The organism is Rhodopirellula sp. UBA1907 (assembly GCF_002337565.1).
Lineage (GTDB): Bacteria > Planctomycetota > Planctomycetia > Pirellulales > Pirellulaceae > Rhodopirellula > Rhodopirellula europaea.
In genome coordinates this window covers 177,488-199,783 of sequence record NZ_DDGH01000089.1, presented here as the reverse complement: position 1 = coordinate 199,783, position 22,296 = coordinate 177,488, and the positions used below count along the sequence as shown (strand labels likewise).

Sequence of the window (22,296 nt, the reverse complement as noted above, 5' to 3'; positions counted from 1 at the left end):
ACGGATCACTTCATTTCCACTTTTCAAATCCAATCATGTTCAGCATCGAAACTCTCATCCTGATCGCCGGGAGTTTGCTGTTACTAGGAATCGCGTCGAACAAGTTTTCGGCTCGAATGGGCGTTCCCGTGTTGGCGGTCTTCTTGGCCATCGGGATGCTGGCCGGGTCCGAGGGCATTGGCGGGATCGAGTTTGAGAACTACACGCTCGCACATGGTTTCGCGACCACAGCCTTGTGTTTGATTCTGTTCAACGGCGGGATCGGCACACCATACGCCGCATTTCAATCGGCATGGAAACCGGCATCGTTGTTAGCGACCGTGGGCGTCATCGTGACCGCCGTGATCACCGGGTTGGCGGCGTCTTGGATCTTGGGATTGTCTTGGATGCAAGGCTTGCTGTTAGGCAGCATCGTCGGATCCACCGATGCGTCGGTTGTCTTCTCCGTCTTGCGAGGCGGCGGCGTTCACATTCGACCTCGGCTGGCCAACACCCTGGAAGTCGAGAGTGGCTCCAACGACCCGATGGCGATTTTCCTGACCGTCGGTTTGATCGAAGTGTTGACCGGTCAAACACCGTTTGGGTTTGGGCTGGTCACATTGTTTCTCAACCAAGCCGTCGTGGGCACGGCGATGGGCATGGCGGTCGGTTGGGCGGGTGCTTGGGTTTTGCAACACATTCGGTTGGAAGCGGCGGGTTTGTATCCCGTGATGGCAACCGCTTTGGGATTGTTTTCGTTCGGGATGGCATCGGAACTGGGCGGCAGCGGGTTCTTGGCCGTCTATTTGACTGGGGTCGTGATTGGCAATCGACGCCCGGTTTTTCATCGAGGCATCGTGCTCTTCCACGACGCGCTGGCGTGGATGTGCCAGATTCTGATGTTCACCGCGCTCGGCATTCTGTCGTTCCCCAGTCGCCTTTGGGACGTCACGGTTCCTGCACTCTTGATCGCATCGGTATTGATCTTTATCGCGCGACCGATCGCGGTTTTTCTGTGTGGGATACCCTTTCGATTCACCGTTCGCGAATTGTCGTTTTTGTCTTGGGTGGGGCTGAAAGGTGCGGTGCCGATTACGTTGGCCACGTTCCCGATGATGGCGGGACTTCCTGCCGCTTCGATCATCTTCGACACGGTCTTCTTTGTCGTTTTGGTTTCGGCTCTCGTGCAGGGGTGGACACTCCCGGCGGTCGCAAGATTCTTGAAGTTGGAAGTGCCTAAGAACCAAAAGACACCGGTGACGTTGGAGATCAGCTCGCTGCAAAACGTCGATGGCGACATTGTCGACTACTACATCGACCAAGATTCCCGAGCGTCCGGATGCATGATCAAAGACCTGGCGTTGCCTGATGGCGTCGTCATCGCACTGATCGTTCGCGATGAACAAACGGTATTGCCGCAGGGACGCTCGCAATTGCTTGAGGGTGACCACGTGGTGGTGGTCCTTCGTCCAAGCATCCGAGCGATGGTGGACCGCGTTTTTGCTCCCACTCGGACTCATACAAAAGAATTGCCTCAGGAACTGGAGTTTCCCCTGCGAGGCTCGATCAAGGTTTGCGATTTAGAGCAATTTTATGAACTGAAGCTGGCCGACGACGGGGAACTGACTCTCGACGAACTGGTTCGGCAACATTTGGGTGAAAACAACATGAAGATCGGTGCAGTGGTCCAAATCGATCAAATTGCACTTCATTTACGGGAATTATCGTCCGATGGAACTGTTCTGTACGTCGGGATGTCGATCCTTGCGGAACCGGCAGAGGCGACCGACTCATCCTTGTCGGCAGCGAGCTTGCCACTAGAATAAGTTCCCGGACCGGAGCCTTCAGGCTTGCTCAGGGAACGGTCGAAAATCAAGTTTCAGTTGCCTTTTGGCAGAACAGCACCTTGGTGCTTCGCATAGAAGATACCTGACGCTTGCTCCCAACTCATCGCGAAGACTTCCATTCTCATCTTCTCAAAACCGTTGTTTTGAACACATCCCCCAGCCCATTTGATGTTGGTCGCGGCAGCCGCATGATGTCTTTCATCATGCTGTTTTTGGTCGCGTTTCCAACGCTGGGGATCTCAACCACTGTCTCCCGTTCTTTGCTGGGGAACAGCCGACAAACTGAAACGGAAGAAATCGAAGAACGCGTTCCTTGCTCTTCGCATCGACGTGTCCAGCAAACTCGCTCAGCTCAGGGCGGATTTGTGCTTCATCGCGAGATCAAGCGGGACCGCACTTTGGTCCTGCAAACTCGCCCGATTCTTGCCGCAACAAAGGGACACCGAATCACGAACGGATTGCTCGCGCCAATGCGATGCTAGGCCACCGGTCTATCCATCCGTTTTGTCTCTGAACTCCCGCGACGCATCTGCCACTGGCAGGCGAAAGCACATGTCATCGGAAAATAGGTTTTCGTGACTGACTGCATCGTGAACGCAGTTTTGATCTTCAGGATTGCGTTTCGCACCAACTGAAATGATCAGCCCTTGCGCAGATTGCTTCCCGAGAGTTCGCTCATCTTGATTCGCCTTTTTTGCTTGCACAACGACGTCTTCGTTTTGCCGAGGATCCCTCTATGTCGACTTCCGAAGCTCAGACTCCGACCAGTATTTTTTCTCCCAGTACCATCCTGCAAGATCTTATTTCGGGCTTGGTTGTCTTCCTCGTCGCGTTGCCGCTTTGTTTGGGCATCGCCTTAGCATCAGGCGCCGATCTCTTCTCCGGCTTGCTCGCTGGCATCGTCGGCGGTTTGGTGGTCGCGGCGATCAGTGGATCGCACACCAGCGTCAGTGGACCCGCGGCAGGTTTGACCGCGATCGTGGCCGCTCAAATCGCGACACTTGGTTCCTTCGAAGCATTCTTGTTGGCCGTGTTGATCGCCGGCGTTATCCAAATCATTTTTGGGATCGCCCGGGGCGGTGCTCTGTCCGCCTTCTTCCCGTCCAGCGTGATCAAAGGGCTGCTGGTCGCGATCGGAGTGATCCTGATTCTGAAACAGATCCCTCACATCTTTGGACACGACACCGACCCGGAAGGCGAGATGTCGTTTATCCAGCCCGACCAAGAAAACACCTTTTCTGAATTGCTGACGATCTTCGCCGGAGAAATCCATACCGGCGCGATGGTGATCGGTTTTCTATCGATTGGCATTCTGCTTGTTTGGGAACGCATTCCCGCGCTGAAGAAGTCCTTGGTTCCCGCACCACTGATTGTTGTTGTCGTCGGCGTGTTGCTCAACATGGGTTTCACCAACATGGGCCAAGACTGGTTGGTCAGCGGGTCGCACTTGGTTCAGATCCCGATCGCACAAAGCTTCTCTGAATTCTTTGGATTCCTACGACTGCCCGACTTCAGCCGAACGTTTGATCCAGCGATCTACATTGCCGCTGTTACGATCGCCGTGGTCGCGTCATTGGAAACGTTGCTGAACCTGGAAGCGGTCGACAAGCTCGACAAAGCCAAACGAAACTCGCCTCCCAGCCGCGAATTGATCGCGCAGGGCTGCGGCAACATGGTTTGTGGTTTGATCGGCGGACTCCCGGTGACATCGGTCGTCGTTCGTGGTTCGGTCAACGTTGCCTCCGGTTCGAAAACGAAACTGTCTGCCATCTTCCACGGGGGATTGTTGCTGGTCAGCGTTGCCTTTTTGCCGACTCTGATGAACAAAATTCCGCTGTCGGCGTTGGCGGCGATCCTGTTGGTAACCGGTTTTAAATTGGCCAGCCCAACCATCTTCAAACAAATGTGGAAGGAAGGTCGCTACCAATTCACACCGTTTATCATCACGGTCATCGCGATTGTCGTGACGGACTTGTTGATCGGTATTTTGATTGGTCTAGCAATCAGCGTTCTGTTCATTCTCAACAGCAATCTGCGTCGGCCAATTCGCCGGATCGTGGAAACTCAAGTTGACGGTGATGTCACCCACATCGAACTTTCCAACCAAGTCAGCTTCCTCAATCGCGCCGCTTTGGACCGAGTCCTCAACGAGGCTCAGCCAGGAAGCAAACTGGTGATCGACGCATCCGGTTCGGACTACATCGATCCCGACGTGTTGAGTTTGATCCGTGACTTCAAGCAAAACGTTGCTCCCGCCCGAAACATTTCCGTCAATCTCAAGGGATTCCGCCAGAAGTACCAACTCAGTGACGCCAAGCAATTTGCAGACTTCACTTCACGCGAATTACAAGAGAAGGTCACGTCGGATCAGGTCATCAAGATCTTGCACGACGGAAACCAGCGTTTCACCAGCGGCACGCGTCTGAACCGTGACTTGGGACAACAGGTCAACGCGACGGCGGCGGGACAGAATCCGTTGGCCGCGATCTTGAGCTGCATCGATTCGCGGGTGCCAACCGAGTTGGTGTTTGACCTCGGCGTCGGTGACATCTTCAGCGTTCGCGTTGCGGGCAACATTGTCGGCACCAAGTCGCTGGGCAGCCTGGAATACGCTGTCGGCGTTGCCGGTGTGAAGCTGGTCGCCGTCTTGGGACACACCCGATGCGGAGCGGTGACCTCATCGGTCAATTTGGTTGCCGCGAACAAAGGAGCAGAAGCGGCGACCGGTTGCCAACACTTGCAACCGATTGTTGACGAAATTGCACCGTGCATTCCAAGCGATGTCACTCGAGCAATTGAAAACTTGAGCGAAGAGGCGATGGAACAGTACGTCGACAAAGTGGCTGAAGACAACGTGATGCACACGGTCGATGAGATCGTCAAACGAAGCCGAATCATTCGCGAAGCCGTGGAAGCGGGTCGTGTGAAGGTGATCGGCGCGTTGTATGATGTGAAGTCTGGCCACACGAAGTTCCTCGGGGACAGCGTTTCGGGTGCCATGCCCGATTCATCATCGGGTCAAACGGCAGAAGTGGCTGGATAACGTCTCGGGCGAACGTCGTCAGATGACCGATTCGCCCGAAGATTCTGGGCGTGAACGCCAAGTTCACGCCCATTCATCCAACCCACTTGCCCACCCATGCCGACCCCCTTCAGCGAAGAACGTGCGGAACAGATTTCGCGGCATCTCAAGCTGCTGACGTTTCTGTTTGTGATTGTGCCGATCGTCTTGCTGGTGGTTTTCATCGAATTTCGATTTCGATCGATTGAAGAAAACCTGCCCAACCATACGCCCAGCGTTCGCGACGAGGCTCGGCGGGAACTGGACACGATGCCGTGGCGTCCCGTCACCGGACAACGTTTGTACGTGCCCGCCTATTCGCACGTTTATCATCAAAAGGGCGAACCGTATTTGCTGACGGTCACGTTGAACGTTCGCAACACGGATGTGAACAATGAGATCGTCGTCACCTCCGTTCGGTACTTCGACACCAGTGGCAAAGAACTGCGATCGTTGCTCCAAAAACCGCTGCAACTCGCTCCTCTCGCCGCCACTGAATTCGTGATCGAACGGGATGACAAATTTGGTGGCAGCGGAGCCAGCTTCCTCGTTGAGTGGAAAGCCGGTACCGAAGTCAATCAACCGATTGTTGAAACGGTGATGGTCGACACCAGCAATACACAAGGCATCTCGTTCACCTCCTCAGCTGTCCCGATTCGCGAAAGCGTTTCCGGTGGCGAGTCTTCAACCGACTCCGAAAACGTTGCTCCGGCAGGCGACTGAACAACCTCGCTGGATCCATTTCCGCAACGACCATGTACGTTGACGGTTGGTTCGTCCGGCGATTGTTACGCTGGTCCGACCGGCCTCAGCCATCGGCGGATCGGATTAAAATGTCGCCGCTCCTCACCTCCCACCGAAACGATTGAACGGACCGTCACTCGGTCGATGTGCCGGGTCCGAATCCGATCGCGTTTCGCCTCCCCACCGTCCCATCCATCCGCAGGCTACCCCGGTTGTCGTGACGGATCCCACCGAGATTTTCCCATGCTGTCACCGATGCCTCGTTTGCTGTTTGCGTCCCTTGTCGTGTTTGCGGTCGCTCCCGCCGTTTGCGTGTCGCAGGTCAATGAACGTTCGGCGATTCGCGAGCCTGTGAAATTGATCCTCGACACCGATATGTCGGGCGATTGCGACGACGCAGGTGCGCTGGCCCTTTTGCATGCGTTGGCCGATCGAGGTGAATGCGAAATCCTGGCGGTCGTTACCAATCGACGTGACCTCACTGATGCATCGGCCGCTGCGGTGGACGCGGTCAACACCTATTACGGTCGCGGTGACATCCCGATTGGGACCGACAAAAATGGGCCAACCGCTTTGCAACGAGCCAGTCCCTACACAATTGCTTTGAGAGACGAATTTGATCACGACGCGCCGGCAGACAAGGATGCCAAAGATGCGATCGATGTGTATCGAAGAGCCCTGATCGCGGAGGCCGATCAAAGCGTCACGATTTGCAGCATCGGAGCATTTTCGAATTTGGCTGAACTCGCTCGAGTGGCCCCCGAGCTGGTTCGAACCAAAGTCCAACGGCTGGTTGTGATGGGTGGTCACTTCCCAAAATCGAACCGACGAGAAACCAACATCGCCACCCATGTCGAAGCTGCTCAGTTTGTGGCGGATCACTGGCCCGGCGAAATCGTCTGGCACGGATTCGAGGTCGGCCAACAGTTGGTGACCGGAGCGAAACTCAAAACGACACCCAAAAACAATCCGGTCCGCCGCACATATGAGTTGCGTCCGATGCCGGGCAAAAAGATGTCCATCGACAATGGCAAACCGAGCTATGACCAAGCCGCTACGTTGTACGCCGTCCGCGGTGCAGAACCAAAGGTCTGGCAAGTGATCCGAAACGGTCGAGTCGAGGTGAAAGAACCTGGCATCACTTCTTGGTTGCAGGAACCACCACGCGAAAAATTGGCCGCGCATTCTTACGTCAAAATCGCATCCTCGCCTCAACAGCTGGCAGATGAGATCGAGGAATTGATGGTCGCTCCGCCGCGAAAATTGGCCGACGAAGATGTTCTCGACGAGCAACGTAAAATTCGCGAACTCGAAGAAATGGCAGACCTTGCTCTGGTACCACCAACGCCAAACTTGTCACCGCTACCCGAGTACAGCTATGAGAACTTGGACTACGGCATGACGATTGGAATCTCGCAAACTCCCGGCGGTCGTTTGTGGGCGTGCTGGGTGGCGGGTGGTGACAGCCCCAAAGCCTTCTTCGTGGTCGCGACCAGTGACGACGACGGAAAGAATTGGACTCAGCCGCGACTCGTTCTGGATTCACACTCGAGAGAACTGCCGCGTCCTCGCAGCATCTTGGTGGGCAATTTGTGGACTGACCCCAACGGCAAACTTTGGCTGTTCTTCGATCAATCGATGGACATGTTCGACGGACGTGGTGGCGTATGGGCGATTGTTTGCGAGAACCCTGATGCCGACAATCCGGAGTGGTCCACACCTCGTCGAATCTGGCACGGAGTGACGTTGAACAAACCAACCGTTCTTTCCAATGGAGACTGGATGCTTCCGGTTTCGCTGGACGAGCGTGGTGGACTGGGAGCGTTTCGTAACTGCTTCCGAAACCTCGATCCCCTGCGAGGTGCGAACGTCTTTGTCTCGAAAGATCAGGGCGAGACTTGGCATCGCCGAGGACGTGCAACATTCCCCAATCCAGACTGGCACGAACACATGATCGTCCAGCGGAATGATGACTCACTTTGGATGCTCGCTCGCACTCGAAAGGGGATCATGGAAAGCACATCGGTCGACGGCGGTCAGACTTGGTCCGCGGCAGTCGCATCGAAGATCAAACACCCCAACGCGAGATTCCATGTCCGGCGTTTGCAATCAGGTCGTTTGCTGCTGATCAAACATGGCGAGGCCTTTGACTCACATCGCGGACGAGTGGCCCTGAGTGCTTGGTTGTCCGACGATGAAGGGCAAACTTGGTTCGGCGGTTTGATGTTGGATGAACGCAAAGGGATCAGCTACCCCGATGGCTTTCAGTCGTCCGACGGTTCGATCTATATCTCCTACGATCGCAATCGCGCCACCGACGGCGAAGTGCTGATGGCTCGGTTCACGGAAGCCGACATCGAGGCGAGGAAGCTGGTTTCACCGAACTCAAAACTGCGGTGCCTGATCAGCAAACCATTGGCGACCAAACCATCCGCCAATCGTTGAAACGGATTCGCAGCGGATTGTGCCCGAAACCGTTTCGCCCACACGTGTAAGCCGGCCAAATCGGTCGGATGACACGGGGGGTTCAAAATTCAAAGCCTTGCACGTTCATGAAGTTTTGATGAACTTCCGATTCGCGATCGAAATGCGCCCGGCAGGTGGACTCATGATTCGTCCGCAAAAGCCGCTGGTTCGCTTGAGGAAGTGAGGAGTGTCCCATTTGACACACCAGAATGAGACGCTTGATCGATTCGAGTCGGCTTCTCATAACCTACTCAGCCTTCGGACGATACCATTCCAAACGGGTCGGTTCCGAGCCAAACGGGCCCTCCTCATTGAAAGAGCCTTCGCTCTCCCCCCACGGTTTCCCCATGAATGTAGCCAGCGAGAGCGTTATGGAAGACGCATTGGACGAAGCGGTGTCTGAAGAGATGACCACCACTCAAAGCGGCAACCCAATCCTGCAATGGATCACTGTTGCGGTGCTGGTCTACTTGCTGATCTGCGCCGTTGGGTTGATTGGCAGTGGTTTCAAAACGGCGACCGGTGACGAAGCCGAAGAGATGTTCGCGTTCGCAACCAATCCCTTTGCGGGGCTGGTTGTCGGAACGGTCGCAACCGCTTTGATTCAATCCTCATCCACGGTGACATCCATCATCGTCGGGTTGGTTGCGGGAGGCCTGCCGGTTTCCGTTGCGGTCCCGATGGTCATGGGAGCCAACATTGGCACATCGATCACCAACACGATCGTTTCGCTCGGTCACGTTCGCGAGAAAAAGGAGTTTGCTCGTGCCTTTGCCGCGGCGACGGTGCACGATTTCTTCAACCTGTTGTCGGTGGTGATTTTCCTACCACTCGAAATGATGTTTGGACTGCTAGAGAAACTCGGCAGCTCACTGGCAAGTCTCTTCGTCGTTGAGAACGCTTCGATGAAGGGAATGAACTTCGTCAAAGCCGCGACCGCACCGGTGGTGAACACCGCCAAACATATGGTTGAAAATCTGTCCGATGGAATCGGCGGAATCATCCTGATTTTGCTCGGCATCGTGATGATCTTTTTAACCATTCACTATGTCGGCAAACTGCTGAAGCAATTGATGGTCGGGCGAGCGAAAAGCATCATGCACGCTGCGATTGGCAAAGGCCCCATTTCAGGAATCGCCTCAGGAACATTCGTCACCGTTTTGGTTCAGTCCTCGTCCACGACGACGTCGTTGATGGTGCCGCTGGCGGGATCCGGTGCCTTCGGGTTGAAACAGATCTACCCGTTCACGCTGGGGGCAAATATCGGCACCTGCATCACCGCGTTGCTAGCCGCGACGGCGGTCGATGGGAACCAATCCGCCGCTCTTCAGATTGCATTCATTCACCTGACCTACAACGTGCTGGGAGTCCTGGTGATCTATGGCATCCCTTTCCTTCGATTCGTGCCGGTTCGCGCCGCCGAATGGCTGGGTGCAACCGCGTCGGAAAACAAATTGATCGCGTTGGCGTACATCGTTGGTGTGTTCTTCCTCATCCCCGGGCTGTGCCTGGGCATCTCCAGCATCCTTTAAGAGGCACCAACCATGAGCGGGTTCCAACACTACTCGACGCAAACGATTCGGAATTTAATCGAAGACACCGAATCGACGCTTGAGCAACTGAAAGCGGAGATGCAGCGGCGCGAAGAGGCCGAACAAGAGATCCAGATCGAAGGTCTTGAAAACCACATGAAGAGTGCAGAGTTCTCGTTGCGATCGATCCGAGAATTCTTGGCATTCCTTGTCGAAGAATACCGCAGAGGGAAATGACCGTGTCCGAATCCGAGCGATCCACTGACTACGACCGAATACGCGACGACATCCTGGATTCCATCGACGAAGAGATTGAGGCCGAGATCGGCGATGCGTTGATGGAACGTTCCGCGAAACGCAGCACTGATGACGGCGGTAGAATTGGCCGCAAAGAGTACTTTGCCAGTTTGCTGAAACTGCAGCTGGAACTGGTGAAGCTTCAAGAATGGGTGGTCGCGAATCGTGTCAAAGTCGCGGTGTTGTTTGAAGGTCGCGATGCCGCGGGCAAGGGCGGTGCGATCAAACGCATTACCCAGCGACTGAATCCGCGTGTTTGCCGCGTTGTCGCATTGCCGGCACCCAACGAACGCGAAAAGACGCAGTGGTATTTCCAACGCTACACACCGCACCTTCCTGCCGGCGGAGAGATCGTGCTGTTTGACCGCAGTTGGTACAACCGCGCCGGGGTCGAGCGTGTGATGGGATTTTGCACCGATCAGGAATACGAACAATTCTTTCGAACCGTCCCCGACTTTGAACGGATGATCGTTGACTCGGGAACAATCCTGCTGAAGTATTGGTTCTCCATCACGGATGAAGAACAAGAGTTTCGGTTTCAATGCCGCATCAACGACCCGTTGAAGCAATGGAAACTCAGTCCCATGGATTTGGAATCTCGTCGACGATGGGAGCAATACACCAAAGCCAAGGAAATCATGCTGGAACGTTCACACATTCCCGAGGCACCTTGGTGGGTTGTTGAAGGCAACGACAAGAAAAGAGCACGACTGAATTGCATCCATCACTTGCTGTCGCAAATCCCTTACGGCGAAGTCCCACAGGATACGGTGGAGTTGCCGGATCGTTTGCACAGCGATGAGTACAAACGCAATGAGCTCCCTCAAGAAGTCTTCGTCCCGATGGTCTACTGAATCGGGACCGCCTCGGATGTTGAACTGTTTGTAAATCGGTTTTGATGCAGTCGATTCACAAAAAAAGCTCGGATCGAATTCCGAAGAAATCGACCCGAGCAATGCGAGCTCAATGGCTGTGTCGTCTGCTTGCTTGGGCGGTCTGCTTGGTTAGCAGACCTGACCGTTCGTGAATCCTGCGACGACTAGCGTTCGGGCCGATCAGCACGTTCTGGGCGGTCACCGCGTTCTGCGCGATCTGGACGCGAGGGTCGATCAGCACCTTCCGGATGATCGCCGTGATGATGCTCGTGTCCTTCGGCCGAGTGAGGTCCCTGGCCAGGACCACGACGCATCGCTTGCAGCTGCTCTTCGCTCAAGATCTCTTTGAGCTCCGCATCCACCTTTGCCTGCAGCTTTGCGATCGCTTCGCGTTGTTCGTTGCTCAAACTCATGTGCTCTTGCACGAACGCTGGCAATACTTGGCCCACTTGTGGAGGCCCGCCGGGACCACGACGACCTTGCATGTCGCCATCGCGTGGTGGTCCACCGAAACCTGGTCCAGGGCCGCGTCCGCGGTCACCTTCGCCACGAGGTCCACGGCCTTCTTGGCCGCGAGGACCACGGTCGCCATCAGCACGGGGACCACGGTCACCATCACCATCTCGCGGGCCACGTCGAGCACCACCTTCGGGTCCGCGACCTTCACCGCGTGGGCCACGATCGCCGTCGCCACGTGGACCGCGGTCACCGTTGCCGCGAGGACCGCGTGCGCCATCGCCAAGTTCGCGGCTTCCGACCATCGCTTCGAGCTCTTCACGAGTCACGACGCCGTCTTCGTCTTTGTCCGCTCGGGTGATCAACGATTTGAGCCGGGAATCGCCCACTTCTTCTTCGGTCAGCTTGCCGTCTTCGTCCGTGTCCAAACGCATCAAACGCTCGACGGGCGAACGTTGGCCACGATCAGCTCCGGGGCGGCCGCCCCGTCCTTCGCGGTCTCCGCGTTCAGGCGGCTGAGCCACTGCGGAACACATGCCAGCAACAGTCAGTACAACGAACGAAAATTGAGTCAGTGCCTTCATCGCGGAGGCCTCCAGTGGTGTGGGAATGATTGCAAGCCCGCGATCAAACCCTTGATCACATGCTGCTAATGAGTCAGTTGCGACTCATCCCAACAACCGCCAAACAAATTTCCTTTTTTGCGACGAGAAACTTTTTCGGGTCTTCGCTCACCACCGCCGCGGGACGAGGAATCACATTCAGGGGCAACGTACTTCCCCAAAAGCCGACCTCATCCGCGGTACGTCTCAAGACAAAATCAGTATTCGCCCTGGATGACTTCGCGACCTGCTCGAGTTCCCAAGGCGTGCCAAATCGAGAGTTCGACCGATTCGGTGACAGACGAGACGCTCCCGTCCACTCTTGCGACTTGCACCAATCCGACGTGGTGACTGCGGGAGGTGATCATCGCGTAGGTCGGGTTACCGCTTTGACCGTCTTTTCCTTCTTGCCATGAACTAAAATCCATCTGTTCGTACAGTTGCCCACCCGTCTCGAATTCCACGTCACTGTTGGGAGGCAACGTCACGGTGAATCCCGTGTGGTGGCAACGACCATCCGGCCACTCGGTGTGTCCGGTGTTCTTGAACTGGGCACCGCTGGCAACGACCAATTCGGCTTGAGCTTGATTGGCGGGGATGGCCGTGTCGGATGGACCCCCGTTGCGTTGATAGGGAGTCCAAGCTTTCACCTCGCCAGTCAGCAACGTGTGGCTGCTGCCATCCAAGCAATCTCGAAAGCTGTAAAACTGGTTGGGAGCGAACATCCCGTCACCAGTTTTCTGGGTCGTGGGATCAAATACAAACCATCGGCCGAAGTTGAATCCATAGGTGGTCGGATACAACGTGGGCCGGCCATCGCTGAACGTTCGCTCTTGATCGGTTCCGGGATCGCTCGGGCAAGCGTAGGTTGGGATCTTCAGGCCATCGATGGCTTCCTGGTTGTCCCAAGCCAACGAAAGGTCGATGTTTTCATAAACATTGCCCTGTTCCAAAAACGGCAGGATCCGTCCGTGCACTCCCCAAGACCCATTGTTGCCGGTGGAGGTCACGCTCAAATCAACGAGTGCGGAGGGTGGGAACTTTTTGTAGGCACTTTGGTAGTTGTGGACGGACAACGCGATCTGCTTCAGATTGTTGCTGCACTGCATCCGACGAGCCGCTTCTCGAGCGGATTGCACGGCCGGCAGCAACAGCCCGACCAACACTCCGATGATCGCAATGACCACCAGCAGTTCGACCAACGTGAAAGCGGAGCGAGTTGCAGAACGATTCTTCATCGAGCGAGTCCTTCGTGGGGAGAGCCTCATCCCAGAGGCCCCCGAATGGGTAAAACATGGAGGTCAATCAGGTTCAGATCGAAACTCGTAGAAGCACGCGGTGTGCCACCCACACACAGTGCGTGAAAACAGCAACATGATGATCCGATTGCCTCGTTTCAGCCAATACCGCGGCGGGTCTTTCGCCACCGGCGGCGGATTTTTCGTCTCGGACATCCAAATAGAATGAGTCCCGTGACATCTCCCCCTCTTCGTTCGCTGCGACTTCGCCTCCTCACCCCCATCATCGCCACGGCGCTGATGGCGGCGGTGCTGGTGGCGATCGCTTCGTATTGGCTGGGCACCCAACGAGCGATGAAGGATCTGGAGCAACGTTTTTCCGCGATTCAATCAACGCTGTCGGATTCGAACTTCCCGCTCAACTCGATGGTCCTGGAATCTCTCGCGGATCTGACCCGGACGCAATTGATCGGGTTGAGCTCCAGCGGTCACGTCACCTCGTCCACGCTGAACTTGGACGAAGCCGCACGAACGTCTTTCAAAGAACACCTGCAGAACCAGCAACCTCTGCCCGCGGCGATCGTGCCTAACGATGACGGGACTCGGTTCCGAGTGTTCGCCTTTCAAACCGTCGGCAGCCAACTCCGCCAAGACCGAGTCACCGCGGTGGTGGTTCTGTTTGAAGACGAACAGTTCAACGCCAATCGCCGGCAAGCCGCGATCCTTCCGCTGGCAACTGGGTTGTCGACGATCGTTGCACTCAGTTCGTTAACGTTCTGGTTGACATCACGATTGATTCGCCGAATCAGCAAACTGCAACGGCGCGTCGAAGCGGTGGCCAACGGAGACTTCGATTCAGCGGTCACAGACGATGCGTCTGATGAAGAAGTGCCCGACGAAATTGGTCGACTCGGCGGAGCGGTGGATTCCATGGCCCAACAGCTCAAACAACTTTGGAATCAAATCAACCGTCAGCAAAGCGAAAAGCTCTTGCACCAAATCGCGGGCGGCATGGCTCATCAATTGCGAAACAGTTTGACCGGTGCTCGCATGGCCGTCGAACTGCACGCTCAAGAATGCCAAGCGACCGACGACGAAGGGATCCGGGTGGCGATCCATCAAATCGAGCTGTCCGAAGATTACGTTCGTCGTTTGTTGCTGGTCGCCTCCGGACGTCAAGACAAAGATCGACCGACCGAAGTGCAAACATGCTTTGACGATGTCCGCACCAGTCTGTCGCCCATCGCAAATCATTTGCGAGTGAACCTGCGATGGGAATTGGACGACGATCTGCGTCAACGCCGAATTCAAGATGGTCCAACATGGGTGGCGGCCGTGACCAACTTGATCCACAACGCGATTCAGGCGGGTGACGAAGTCGACGTTTCCCTGCAACAGTTGAGCGAGAACATGCTTCGAGTCACGGTATCCGACAATGGTGCCGGCATTCCCGATGCAGTGGCGGCAAACCTCTTCGAACCGTTTGTGACCTCCAAACCCGAAGGCATGGGACTGGGGCTTCCCGTTGTCCAACGTTCCGCAGAATACTTGGGCGGATCGGTGCAATGGCGGCGAGAAAACGAACGAACCATTTTTGAGTTGGACACGCGAATTCTTTGATCGCTGGACCAACAGAACGAACCACAGTTTTTGACATGACCACAGCACACACCATTCTCGTTGTCGATGACGAACCTTCCATCTGCTGGGCACTTGAAAAGATGCTCACCAGCGAAGGACATGAGGTCATCACGGGATCCAGCGCCGAGGAAGGTTTGCGGCTGGCAGCCCAAAACGACGTTTCGATGGTGATCCTCGACGTGCGTCTTCCGAAAGAAGATGGCATCTCGGCATTGCCAAAGTTTTTGGAAGCAACTGACAACGCTCCGGTCATCATCATCACCGCCTTTGGTGACTTGGAAACCGCTGTCGCAGCAGTCAAAAACGGAGCAACCGACTACCTGACCAAACCATTCAAACTCGAAGACGCTCTGCGCACCTGCCGAACGGCACTCCAAAAATCTTCGCGTCGAACGGCTCCCACCGCGACTCAGCCAATGGACGTCGATCCGTCGGTGCTGGTCGGCACGTCACCGGCGATGCAACAAGTCTTCCGGCAAATCGCCTTGGTCGCCGACAGCGATCTGTCAGTGCTGATCACCGGTGAAACGGGCACCGGCAAAGAATTGGTCGCCGCCGCGATTCACCGGCACAGTCGCCGCGCCGATGGACCTTACATTCCCATCGCCCCAGTCGCACTGAATCCGGATTTAATCGAAAGCGAACTGTTCGGTCATGTCAAAGGAGCGTTCACGGGTGCCAGCGACGACCGGGCCGGATTGTTTGAACGTGCCGAAGGCGGCACCGTGTTGCTCGACGAAATCGGTGACCTGCCGTTGGGCACGCAAGTCAAATTGCTGCGAGTGCTCGAACAAGGCGAGTACTGCCGCGTGGGCGATGTCAAACCACGAACCGCCAACGTTCGTATCCTCGCCGCCACAAACAGCGACCTGCACGAAGACGTCGCCACCAACGCCTTTCGCGAAGATTTGTTTCATCGTTTGACCGGCGTGCAAATTCACCTTCCACCGCTGAGAGATCGCGTGGAAGACATCGGGCCGCTCTGCCGTCACTTCCTTTCGGCGATGAAGTACGCGGACATCGAATCAGCGGTCGATGATGAATTGCTGGATGAACTTCACGCACGCCCCTGGCACGGCAACATTCGCGAATTGAAAAACGCGGTCGGGCACGCCGCCGTCGTCAGCCGCGGCCGCAAACTCACCATCGATGATTTCCCCGAACCCAAACCAGGGCGCGACGCACCAACCACATCTCCCGTTCTCGCGATGGAAAAATCCATTCGTGTCTGGTCAGAGAACGCGATCGAAGCCAACCCCGACTCGGTGACGTTGCACAGCGATTTCCTGGCTGCAACCGAACCGACGTTGCTGCGATCGGTGATAAAGCACACGGGAGGCAATCGGGCAAAGGCGGCGGAGATGCTGGGCATCCACCGTGGCACGCTTCGTGATCGCATGAAGGCCTACGGCATCGACGACCAGTGAATGAAGTCAACGACGCGAAGCAAAGACAAGACTCACCGTCTCGTTCATCCTTGGCCGCCGCGTCCGGCTTGTAGCAATCCAAGCGGTTCGGCCCGGCCGATTCGCACGACGGGCCACAATCCTGCCAACAAGCACAGCCCGATCGTCATCGCGAATCCGATTGACAGGTGGGACCACGGAATGATGAAGTTCGGCGGTCCCGCAAACCAACCGACATACTGGGCCATCCCGACGCCGCACCATCCGGCAATCAATCCAAAGATCAAACTCAGCAAACAGGCACCGACCGCGATCGAGATCGTTTCGGCGATGACCAAGCGTGCCAGTTGGCCTCGGGTCACGCCAATAGACCGCATGATGCCAAACTCCCACGTTCGTGATCGCACCGACGCGATGACCGTGTTGGCAATCGCCAGCGACATGATCGCGAGCGTGATCAACGGCAGATAGCTCATTCCCCAAATCATGTCGTCAGCTCGAAGCTTGATCGCTTTGCGGACGTTCTCCGATGCGGTCATCCGAGCGAACGGACGGTACGATTTCACGCTTCCCAAACCGCTTGCTACAAAGGTTTCTCCAGACTTTCGTTCGGCGATCGATTGCAAATCGGCTTCCATCGACGACAAGTCAGCATCATCATCGATGTCCATCCAAACAAATTCCGTTTGATGCAAATGGAAGTCTCGTTGCACCTGTTCCCGATTTGCGAACACCACGGTTGCGGTCCGAACAAAGTGTCGCCTCACTCCCGAAAACTTTGTCACCCAGTGCCACCCAGGCAACGACACGACTCCAGCGATGCGGTAGGTCACGCGTTCGTCTTCCGCAGTCGGCGGCGTGAAGCTCAACTCATCGCCGACGCTCAACCCAGTGCTCATTTGAAAGTCTTCTGAGATCAGACACGAGCCGCCGGATTGCAACGCTTCGATGGCGGACGCTCGATCGCCCTCTACAAATGCGAAGGTCAGAAACGTGTCTTCACTGGCAAATGCCATCGCTGGATCAATCCCGAACAGGACCGCATTGTCACGTTGCACACGGGAAGGCTGATCGGCATCGCCCCAATCAAACCTGGCTTGTTCGATCGCCAACGGCATCACCCGATCGGGACGCACCCCGGACACTTTTCTGACGTCGTCAATTCTCTCCTCATCCAACCCAACTGGGTGAAAGGCGACCAAGGCATCGGGAAGCCAATTCCCGGGGGTGAACGGCTTCAACATGGAATATCCCCAGGTCTGAGTCGAAGCATAAAGTCCCAAACCGATCGACAATGCCAATGTTGCTCCGACCGTCCGCCACAAATTGGCCGACAACTGCGTCTTCATCATTCGGGTATCCAGCCCCAACGCACGAGTCACCCAGGGTCCAATCGTCCGCTCGCTTCCCACGACGATAGCTGGTGCCAAACAAATCATGCCCAGCAACAAAGTCGGATACGTCAGGAATCCATACGCCCACGTTCGCCATTCGTCCGACATTGGAATCGCGAAAACGAGAAGCGGTGTCAGTGCGGAGAGCGTCAACCCGATCCCCCCCCAAACCATCCAAGACTGAATGCCGGGTGTCGACAGCTTGGATGTCATCGCGTCGAGCGGTTCAATGCGAGTGGCTCGCCAAGCGGGAACAATCGCCGCACCCAACGCACCAACCAGCACGGTCACTCCAGACAACACGATGCACCCCCAGCCCAAGACGGCATCTGCCCCAAACCATCCAGGAACGTAGTGACTGCCGACAACCAACATCAAATAGCCAGCCGCCAACCCACCTAGCCAACCGACGATCGCAAGCAAGACGCTTTCAACCGCGACGATCGTGGCAATTTGCCCTCGAGTCAGAGCAACCGCTCGTAACATCGCGAATTCGCGAGTGCGTTCGGTGACGCCCATGCTGAGTGTCGAGAAGATGATGAAGATCGCCGCCAGCGTCGCCATCCCGGTCGCAGCCCAAGCCTGGGATCGCTGGCCTGACACAGATCGATTCGACTCCATCCCCGCTCGCACGGCCTCGAAGTCGATCAACTGCATCGCGGGCCGTCCGCTGGTCAGGCGTTCTTCCCAAGCTTCACGAAATTGCTGAATGGTGACCGTGTCGCGAATCGCAACTTGCAACACCTGAGGTTTCGAAACGTAGCCGTTGATCCACTCCGCCAGTTCGGGACGGACATAAATCGCGTTGGCCGCGATGCCCTGTGAAAAATTCTTGGGCATCCCCAGCACGGTCTGATTCGTTTCGCTCTTCGGTTCACTCAAATCAGGTTTCGGCTTTCGCGGTTTGCTGGGTCGCTTTCCAGACGGCGGCCCACCGCGACCTCGCGACGACAACGATGGTGCCTGCGGAGCTTGCTCGACGATCCCCACGACGGTCAATTCCACTTCGTTTGCCAACGAAAGCAGCTTTAGGTCATCACCGACGGAAAGCCTTTTGTCTTTCGCGACCAACTCACCGATGACAACTTCTTTTGCTTCGTTGTCTTCGGTCAACCAGCGTCCTTGAAGCAACTCGTAAGGTGGTTCAATCGCAGGCGTGCTGACCAATGTCGGGTCCAACGGCGGAGCACCGTTGACGGGCGGACGTGCCCCCACCACATAGTCGAGCGATGACTTCTCGTCTTCCGTCTGATTTCCAATTGGGATCACCGTGACCCGTGATTGACCGATCGGATTGACCTCCAAAACTCCCGCGTCTCGTTTCAACTCATCCACCAAAGCGGACTGAATGAGCGGGGTTTCCGATCCCGGCGGTCCTGACTTGGGCATGATCAGCAGATCGTAACGCCCCAAATACTTTTCGCTGTTCTCATCGAACTGAGACACCAACGCGTCGTAACCGCTGACCACCCAAACCACGGCACAGGTCGAAGCGATGATCCCCAGCGTCGTGATGCATGCGCGTCCGGGATTCAGACGCATCTGTGCACCAACAAACTGGATCAAAAAACGAAGTGAATTCATGAAGGCAGCATCAACAGGGTTGGCCAATCGGTAAGGAAGGCCCGGCAATTGCAATCACCGGACCAATGCGATTTCTTTCGCGAAACTCGACCATTCTTAGATGGCAGCACGTTCTGGCCGATGAAAATTTCGCCAGCGGCGACGCATTCTCCATCGCCACCTTGAGTTCAAACGCAACGTCCATTCGCCTTGTCGATTCTCCGTCGTTGATCCCATTGCTCTGGCTCCATTTTTTGATGCAGAGCTTCTTCAATCACTTTGAATGAGCCACTCCTTCCGTGCCTTCAAACAACACACCACCGCTGCAAATCGATCAAGTTCACAAGACTTTTCGCCAAGGCAACTCATCCGTCCGCGCGCTGGATGGAGTGGACCTGACCGTTCAATCGGGTGAACTGGTCGCGATCATGGGTGCCTCTGGTTCGGGAAAAAGCACGCTGCTTCACGCGATGGCGGGGCTGATCCAGGTCGATGCGGGACAGGTGTCCATCGCCGGTCAAGATCTCTCCCAGCTGAACGACGTTGCTCTCACCAAGTTTCGTCGAAAGAACTTGGGGATCGTCTTCCAAGCCTACAACTTGATCCCTGCATTGACGGCGGAAGAGAACATTCGCCTGCCCGCGAATGAAGCGACCAATTTGGACGATCGAGTCGAACGTCTGCTCGATCGGCTTGGGATGAGTGAGCGACGTTCACATCGCCCGATGGCTCTGTCCGGGGGCGAGCAACAACGCATCGCGATTGCGAGAGCCCTGATTTGCGATCCGGCAATCCTGCTGGCCGACGAGCCCACCGGCAGCTTGGATTCGGCCACCGGTACGACCATCTGCCGGCTGCTAAGAAGCCTCGTTGATGAAGAACAGCGCAGCATCGTCGTCGTCACACATGAACCGCACGTCGCGATGTGGGCGGATCGAGTGGTGGTGATGAAGGATGGCACCGACTTGGCCGAATTCAAAACGGACGGGATTCGAGACCCTCAAACCGTCGCGAACCGTTACCAGAAAGCCCTCGGTGCGGAGGCGGTGCATTGAAGGTCCTTCGGCTCGCCCTCGCGTTTCTTCGCGAACGCTCGACACGCACCGCACTGACCACCGTCGCCATCGCAGCGGCGGTTTGCATGGTGATTTGGGTCACCAGCAGCTACGAGGCGTTGCACAAAACATACGATGAATTCAGCAATCTTGCTCTGGGTCGATACGAACTGACAATCGCACCAATCAGCGCAGACGAAAACGATTTTGCCTCGGCAGACGTCATGCAGCCATTGCTTGATGATCCTGCCGTTGCCACGGTGGATCCGATGTGGGCCAAACGTATCGCGATCCAAACTCCCAACTTGCCGCCAGCTGTTCACGCTGTTCGCCCAGGTCCCGGTGACGGTCCGCGAGGGCTGCTCCCCAGTCTAATGTTCATGGCGACGGACGCGGAACAGTCTCCATTTGATGTATCCGTAGGACACTGGTTGTCACCGGAAACCGAATCACCGCAAGCTGTCTTGCGAGCGGATGTTGCCAAACGCCGTCAATTGCATGTTGGCGATTGGTTGAATATCGAGAGACCTCGTCCTGGTGAAGACGGCCAAGACCTGGTGGCGTTTCAGATCGTTGGTTTGCTGGACGCTCCCAAGCCACCGACGATGAATGCGGGCTCGATTCCGATGTTGACGCCCAGCTTTGGCGAAGCATTCATTCACATTGCTCAAGCCGAGGAAATTCTTGGCGAAACCTTTCGAATCAGCTTGCTCGGCGTGTCGATCAACAAAGAGGCCGACATCACGAAATTCCGATTCGGTTGGGCACCGCGACTGAGCAGCTACAAGACTCCGCTTCAGTTCCAGGAAGCCTACGAAATCGAAGAAGCACTCGATCAGGCGTCGGAGGCTGAAAACGTCAAACTACAATCCTACGCCGCCACTGGGGTGGCGATGCTGGTCGCGATGTTGGTCACGTTTTGTTCGCTCAGCATGGGAGTGACCGAGCGGACACGGCAATACGCGGTGCTCAGAGCCATCGCATTCACCAAATGGCAAATCGTCTTGCTGATCGTGATTGAAGGCCTCGTGATCGGTGCGATGGGATTGATCGCGGGCATCCTCGTGGGCTGGGGCTTATTGCAAATCGTGGAACAATTGTTCGGCAGTTTGCTCCACCACGGCATCTTGCTCGGCGGCCGCAATCTGACTCTCGCGATGTTGGCCTCCCTAGGCGGAGCCTTCCTCGCATCACTTTTTCCGGCGTACAAAAGCACCTGCGTCAAACCTCTTGATGCGGTCGCACCTCTTCATCAAACGCAAATTTCACGGAGTCCCGGATGGTTTCGGTTGATGCTGGGACTCTCGCTGATCGCGGTCAACCCGCTGTTGACCTTTGTCTTCCCGCCCAACGAAAACAGTGTCGGCCTGGCGATGGCAATTGGTTTTCTTTGTTCCAGCGTCGGCTTCTTCGTGATCGCACCTTCGATCGTCGTTTGGGTCGATCGCTATGTCGGGCCGACGTTTGCTCGATGGCTGAGGATCGATCCGAAGCTGTTGACCAGCCAAATCACGAGTCATCTTTGGCGAACGGTCGGTGCCGCGATCGCGATGGCGTTTGGACTCGGACTGTTTGTTGGCATCCAGGTTTGGGGATTCACCATGTTGGAATCGTTTATTCCTGGCAGCTGGACTCCCGACGCCATCGTGGTGCTGCGTCCTGGGTTGAAACCGGAAGACGCCGAGCATTTGGCCAATCATCCCGACGTGGATCCGCAGCGGTGTTTGCCCTTGGTGGTGGAACAGCCTCGGTTGGTCGAAGACTTAACACATAGCGCCGAACGCCCATCCATCATTCGCCAAGACAATGTCGTGATCGTGGGATTGGATCCCGCCCAAGCCTTTTTGGGCGATCATCCACTGCTGACGCTGGAGTGGGTCGCGGGTGATCCTCGCGACGCGGTGAAGCAGATGCAGAACGGCGGTGCCTGCATCGTGCCCGACCATTTCATCGAAGAAACCGGTTTGAAACTGGGCGACTCGATCTCCGTTTCTCCACCGCGAAACGCGGGCAACAAGGTCAGCTACGAGATCGCTGGAGTGGTCAAGCTTCCAGGATGGCATTGGCAAACGAAGTTGACGGGCCTGCGAACTAGGACACACCGCGCCGCGGCTCTCGTGCTCGCAGACTACGATTCCGT

Annotated in this window: 14 protein-coding genes; 11 read left to right on the top strand and 3 right to left on the bottom strand. The window is 56.1% G+C overall.

What is annotated here, in order from left to right; all coding sequences use genetic code 11:
- Positions 1–35 precede the first annotated feature (35 nt).
- The 7 genes from B2R17_RS20100 (at position 36) to ppk2 (ending at position 10,780) form a co-directional block, all read left to right on the top strand.
- Positions 36–1,805 (top strand): potassium/proton antiporter, encoded by a 1,770-nt coding sequence (locus B2R17_RS20100; RefSeq protein WP_286765373.1) that lies wholly within the window; start codon positions 36–38, stop codon positions 1,803–1,805.
- A 757-nt stretch (positions 1,806–2,562) separates the two neighbouring features.
- Positions 2,563–4,869: a SulP family inorganic anion transporter gene (locus B2R17_RS20095; protein ID WP_286765372.1), complete on the top strand. Its 2,307-nt coding sequence runs from the start codon at positions 2,563–2,565 to the stop codon at positions 4,867–4,869.
- 96 nt (positions 4,870–4,965) lie between these two features.
- On the top strand, positions 4,966–5,610 hold the full coding sequence (locus tag B2R17_RS20090) for a DUF3124 domain-containing protein (protein ID WP_286765371.1): 645 nt from the start codon (positions 4,966–4,968) through the stop codon (positions 5,608–5,610).
- Between the two features lie 264 nt (positions 5,611–5,874).
- Positions 5,875–8,076 (top strand): exo-alpha-sialidase, encoded by a 2,202-nt coding sequence (locus B2R17_RS20085; protein ID WP_286765370.1) that lies wholly within the window; start codon positions 5,875–5,877, stop codon positions 8,074–8,076.
- A 392-nt stretch (positions 8,077–8,468) separates the two neighbouring features.
- Entirely contained in the window at positions 8,469–9,629 is a 1,161-nt protein-coding gene (locus B2R17_RS20080; RefSeq protein ID WP_339886620.1) for a Na/Pi symporter, read from the top strand.
- A 12-nt stretch (positions 9,630–9,641) separates the two neighbouring features.
- Complete coding sequence (locus tag B2R17_RS20075) at positions 9,642–9,866, top strand: hypothetical protein (protein WP_008655086.1); 225 nt, start codon at positions 9,642–9,644, stop codon at positions 9,864–9,866.
- Positions 9,863–10,780, top strand: coding sequence for a polyphosphate kinase 2 (gene ppk2, locus B2R17_RS20070; RefSeq protein ID WP_286765368.1), 918 nt, complete (start codon positions 9,863–9,865; stop codon positions 10,778–10,780). The genes B2R17_RS20075 and ppk2 overlap by 4 nt, the downstream gene beginning before the upstream one ends.
- A gap of 185 nt (positions 10,781–10,965) precedes the next feature.
- Here the strand turns inward: ppk2 and B2R17_RS20065 are convergent, their stop codons facing one another.
- Positions 10,966–11,841, bottom strand: a complete 876-nt coding sequence (locus B2R17_RS20065) for an EF-hand domain-containing protein (RefSeq protein ID WP_286765367.1) — start codon at positions 11,839–11,841, stop codon at positions 10,966–10,968.
- Between the two features lie 236 nt (positions 11,842–12,077).
- On the bottom strand, positions 12,078–13,097 hold the full coding sequence (locus B2R17_RS20060) for a DUF1559 domain-containing protein (protein ID WP_286765366.1): 1,020 nt from the start codon (positions 13,095–13,097) through the stop codon (positions 12,078–12,080).
- A gap of 225 nt (positions 13,098–13,322) precedes the next feature.
- Here B2R17_RS20060 and B2R17_RS20055 point away from each other — a divergent pair, with 225 nt between their 5' ends.
- Together B2R17_RS20055 and B2R17_RS20050 are read left to right on the top strand one after the other, a co-directional pair.
- On the top strand, positions 13,323–14,717 hold the full coding sequence (locus B2R17_RS20055; RefSeq protein ID WP_286765365.1) for a sensor histidine kinase: 1,395 nt from the start codon (positions 13,323–13,325) through the stop codon (positions 14,715–14,717).
- Positions 14,718–14,752: 35 nt separating this feature from the next.
- Positions 14,753–16,165 (top strand): sigma-54-dependent transcriptional regulator, encoded by a 1,413-nt coding sequence (locus B2R17_RS20050; RefSeq protein ID WP_037254163.1) that lies wholly within the window; start codon positions 14,753–14,755, stop codon positions 16,163–16,165.
- A 44-nt stretch (positions 16,166–16,209) separates the two neighbouring features.
- On the opposite strand, the gene B2R17_RS20045 is transcribed toward B2R17_RS20050, so the two are convergent.
- Positions 16,210–19,122 (bottom strand): ABC transporter permease, encoded by a 2,913-nt coding sequence (locus tag B2R17_RS20045; protein WP_286765364.1) that lies wholly within the window; start codon positions 19,120–19,122, stop codon positions 16,210–16,212.
- 278 nt (positions 19,123–19,400) lie between these two features.
- On the opposite strand from B2R17_RS20045, the gene B2R17_RS20040 reads away from it, so the two are divergent.
- The gene (locus tag B2R17_RS20040) at positions 19,401–20,156 is read left to right on the top strand and encodes an ABC transporter ATP-binding protein (protein ID WP_286765363.1); all 756 of its coding nucleotides are present in this window, start codon (positions 19,401–19,403) and stop codon (positions 20,154–20,156) included.
- Positions 20,153–22,296 (top strand): ABC transporter permease (locus B2R17_RS20035; RefSeq protein ID WP_286765362.1); only part of this gene is annotated, 2,144 nt, incomplete at its 3' end. The genes B2R17_RS20040 and B2R17_RS20035, both read left to right, overlap by 4 nt.

Coding starts and splice junctions, on each gene's coding strand:
- B2R17_RS20100 (WP_286765373.1), top strand. CDS start 36: ATGTTCAGCATCGAAACTCTCATCCTGATCGCCGGGAGTTTGCTGTTA.
- B2R17_RS20095 (WP_286765372.1), top strand. CDS start 2,563: ATGTCGACTTCCGAAGCTCAGACTCCGACCAGTATTTTTTCTCCCAGT.
- B2R17_RS20090 (WP_286765371.1), top strand. CDS start 4,966: ATGCCGACCCCCTTCAGCGAAGAACGTGCGGAACAGATTTCGCGGCAT.
- B2R17_RS20085 (WP_286765370.1), top strand. CDS start 5,875: ATGCTGTCACCGATGCCTCGTTTGCTGTTTGCGTCCCTTGTCGTGTTT.
- B2R17_RS20080 (WP_339886620.1), top strand. CDS start 8,469: ATGGAAGACGCATTGGACGAAGCGGTGTCTGAAGAGATGACCACCACT.
- B2R17_RS20075 (WP_008655086.1), top strand. CDS start 9,642: ATGAGCGGGTTCCAACACTACTCGACGCAAACGATTCGGAATTTAATC.
- ppk2 (WP_286765368.1), top strand. CDS start 9,863: ATGACCGTGTCCGAATCCGAGCGATCCACTGACTACGACCGAATACGC.
- B2R17_RS20065 (WP_286765367.1), bottom strand. CDS start 11,841: ATGAAGGCACTGACTCAATTTTCGTTCGTTGTACTGACTGTTGCTGGC.
- B2R17_RS20060 (WP_286765366.1), bottom strand. CDS start 13,097: ATGAAGAATCGTTCTGCAACTCGCTCCGCTTTCACGTTGGTCGAACTG.
- B2R17_RS20055 (WP_286765365.1), top strand. CDS start 13,323: ATGAGTCCCGTGACATCTCCCCCTCTTCGTTCGCTGCGACTTCGCCTC.
- B2R17_RS20050 (WP_037254163.1), top strand. CDS start 14,753: ATGACCACAGCACACACCATTCTCGTTGTCGATGACGAACCTTCCATC.
- B2R17_RS20045 (WP_286765364.1), bottom strand. CDS start 19,122: ATGAATTCACTTCGTTTTTTGATCCAGTTTGTTGGTGCACAGATGCGT.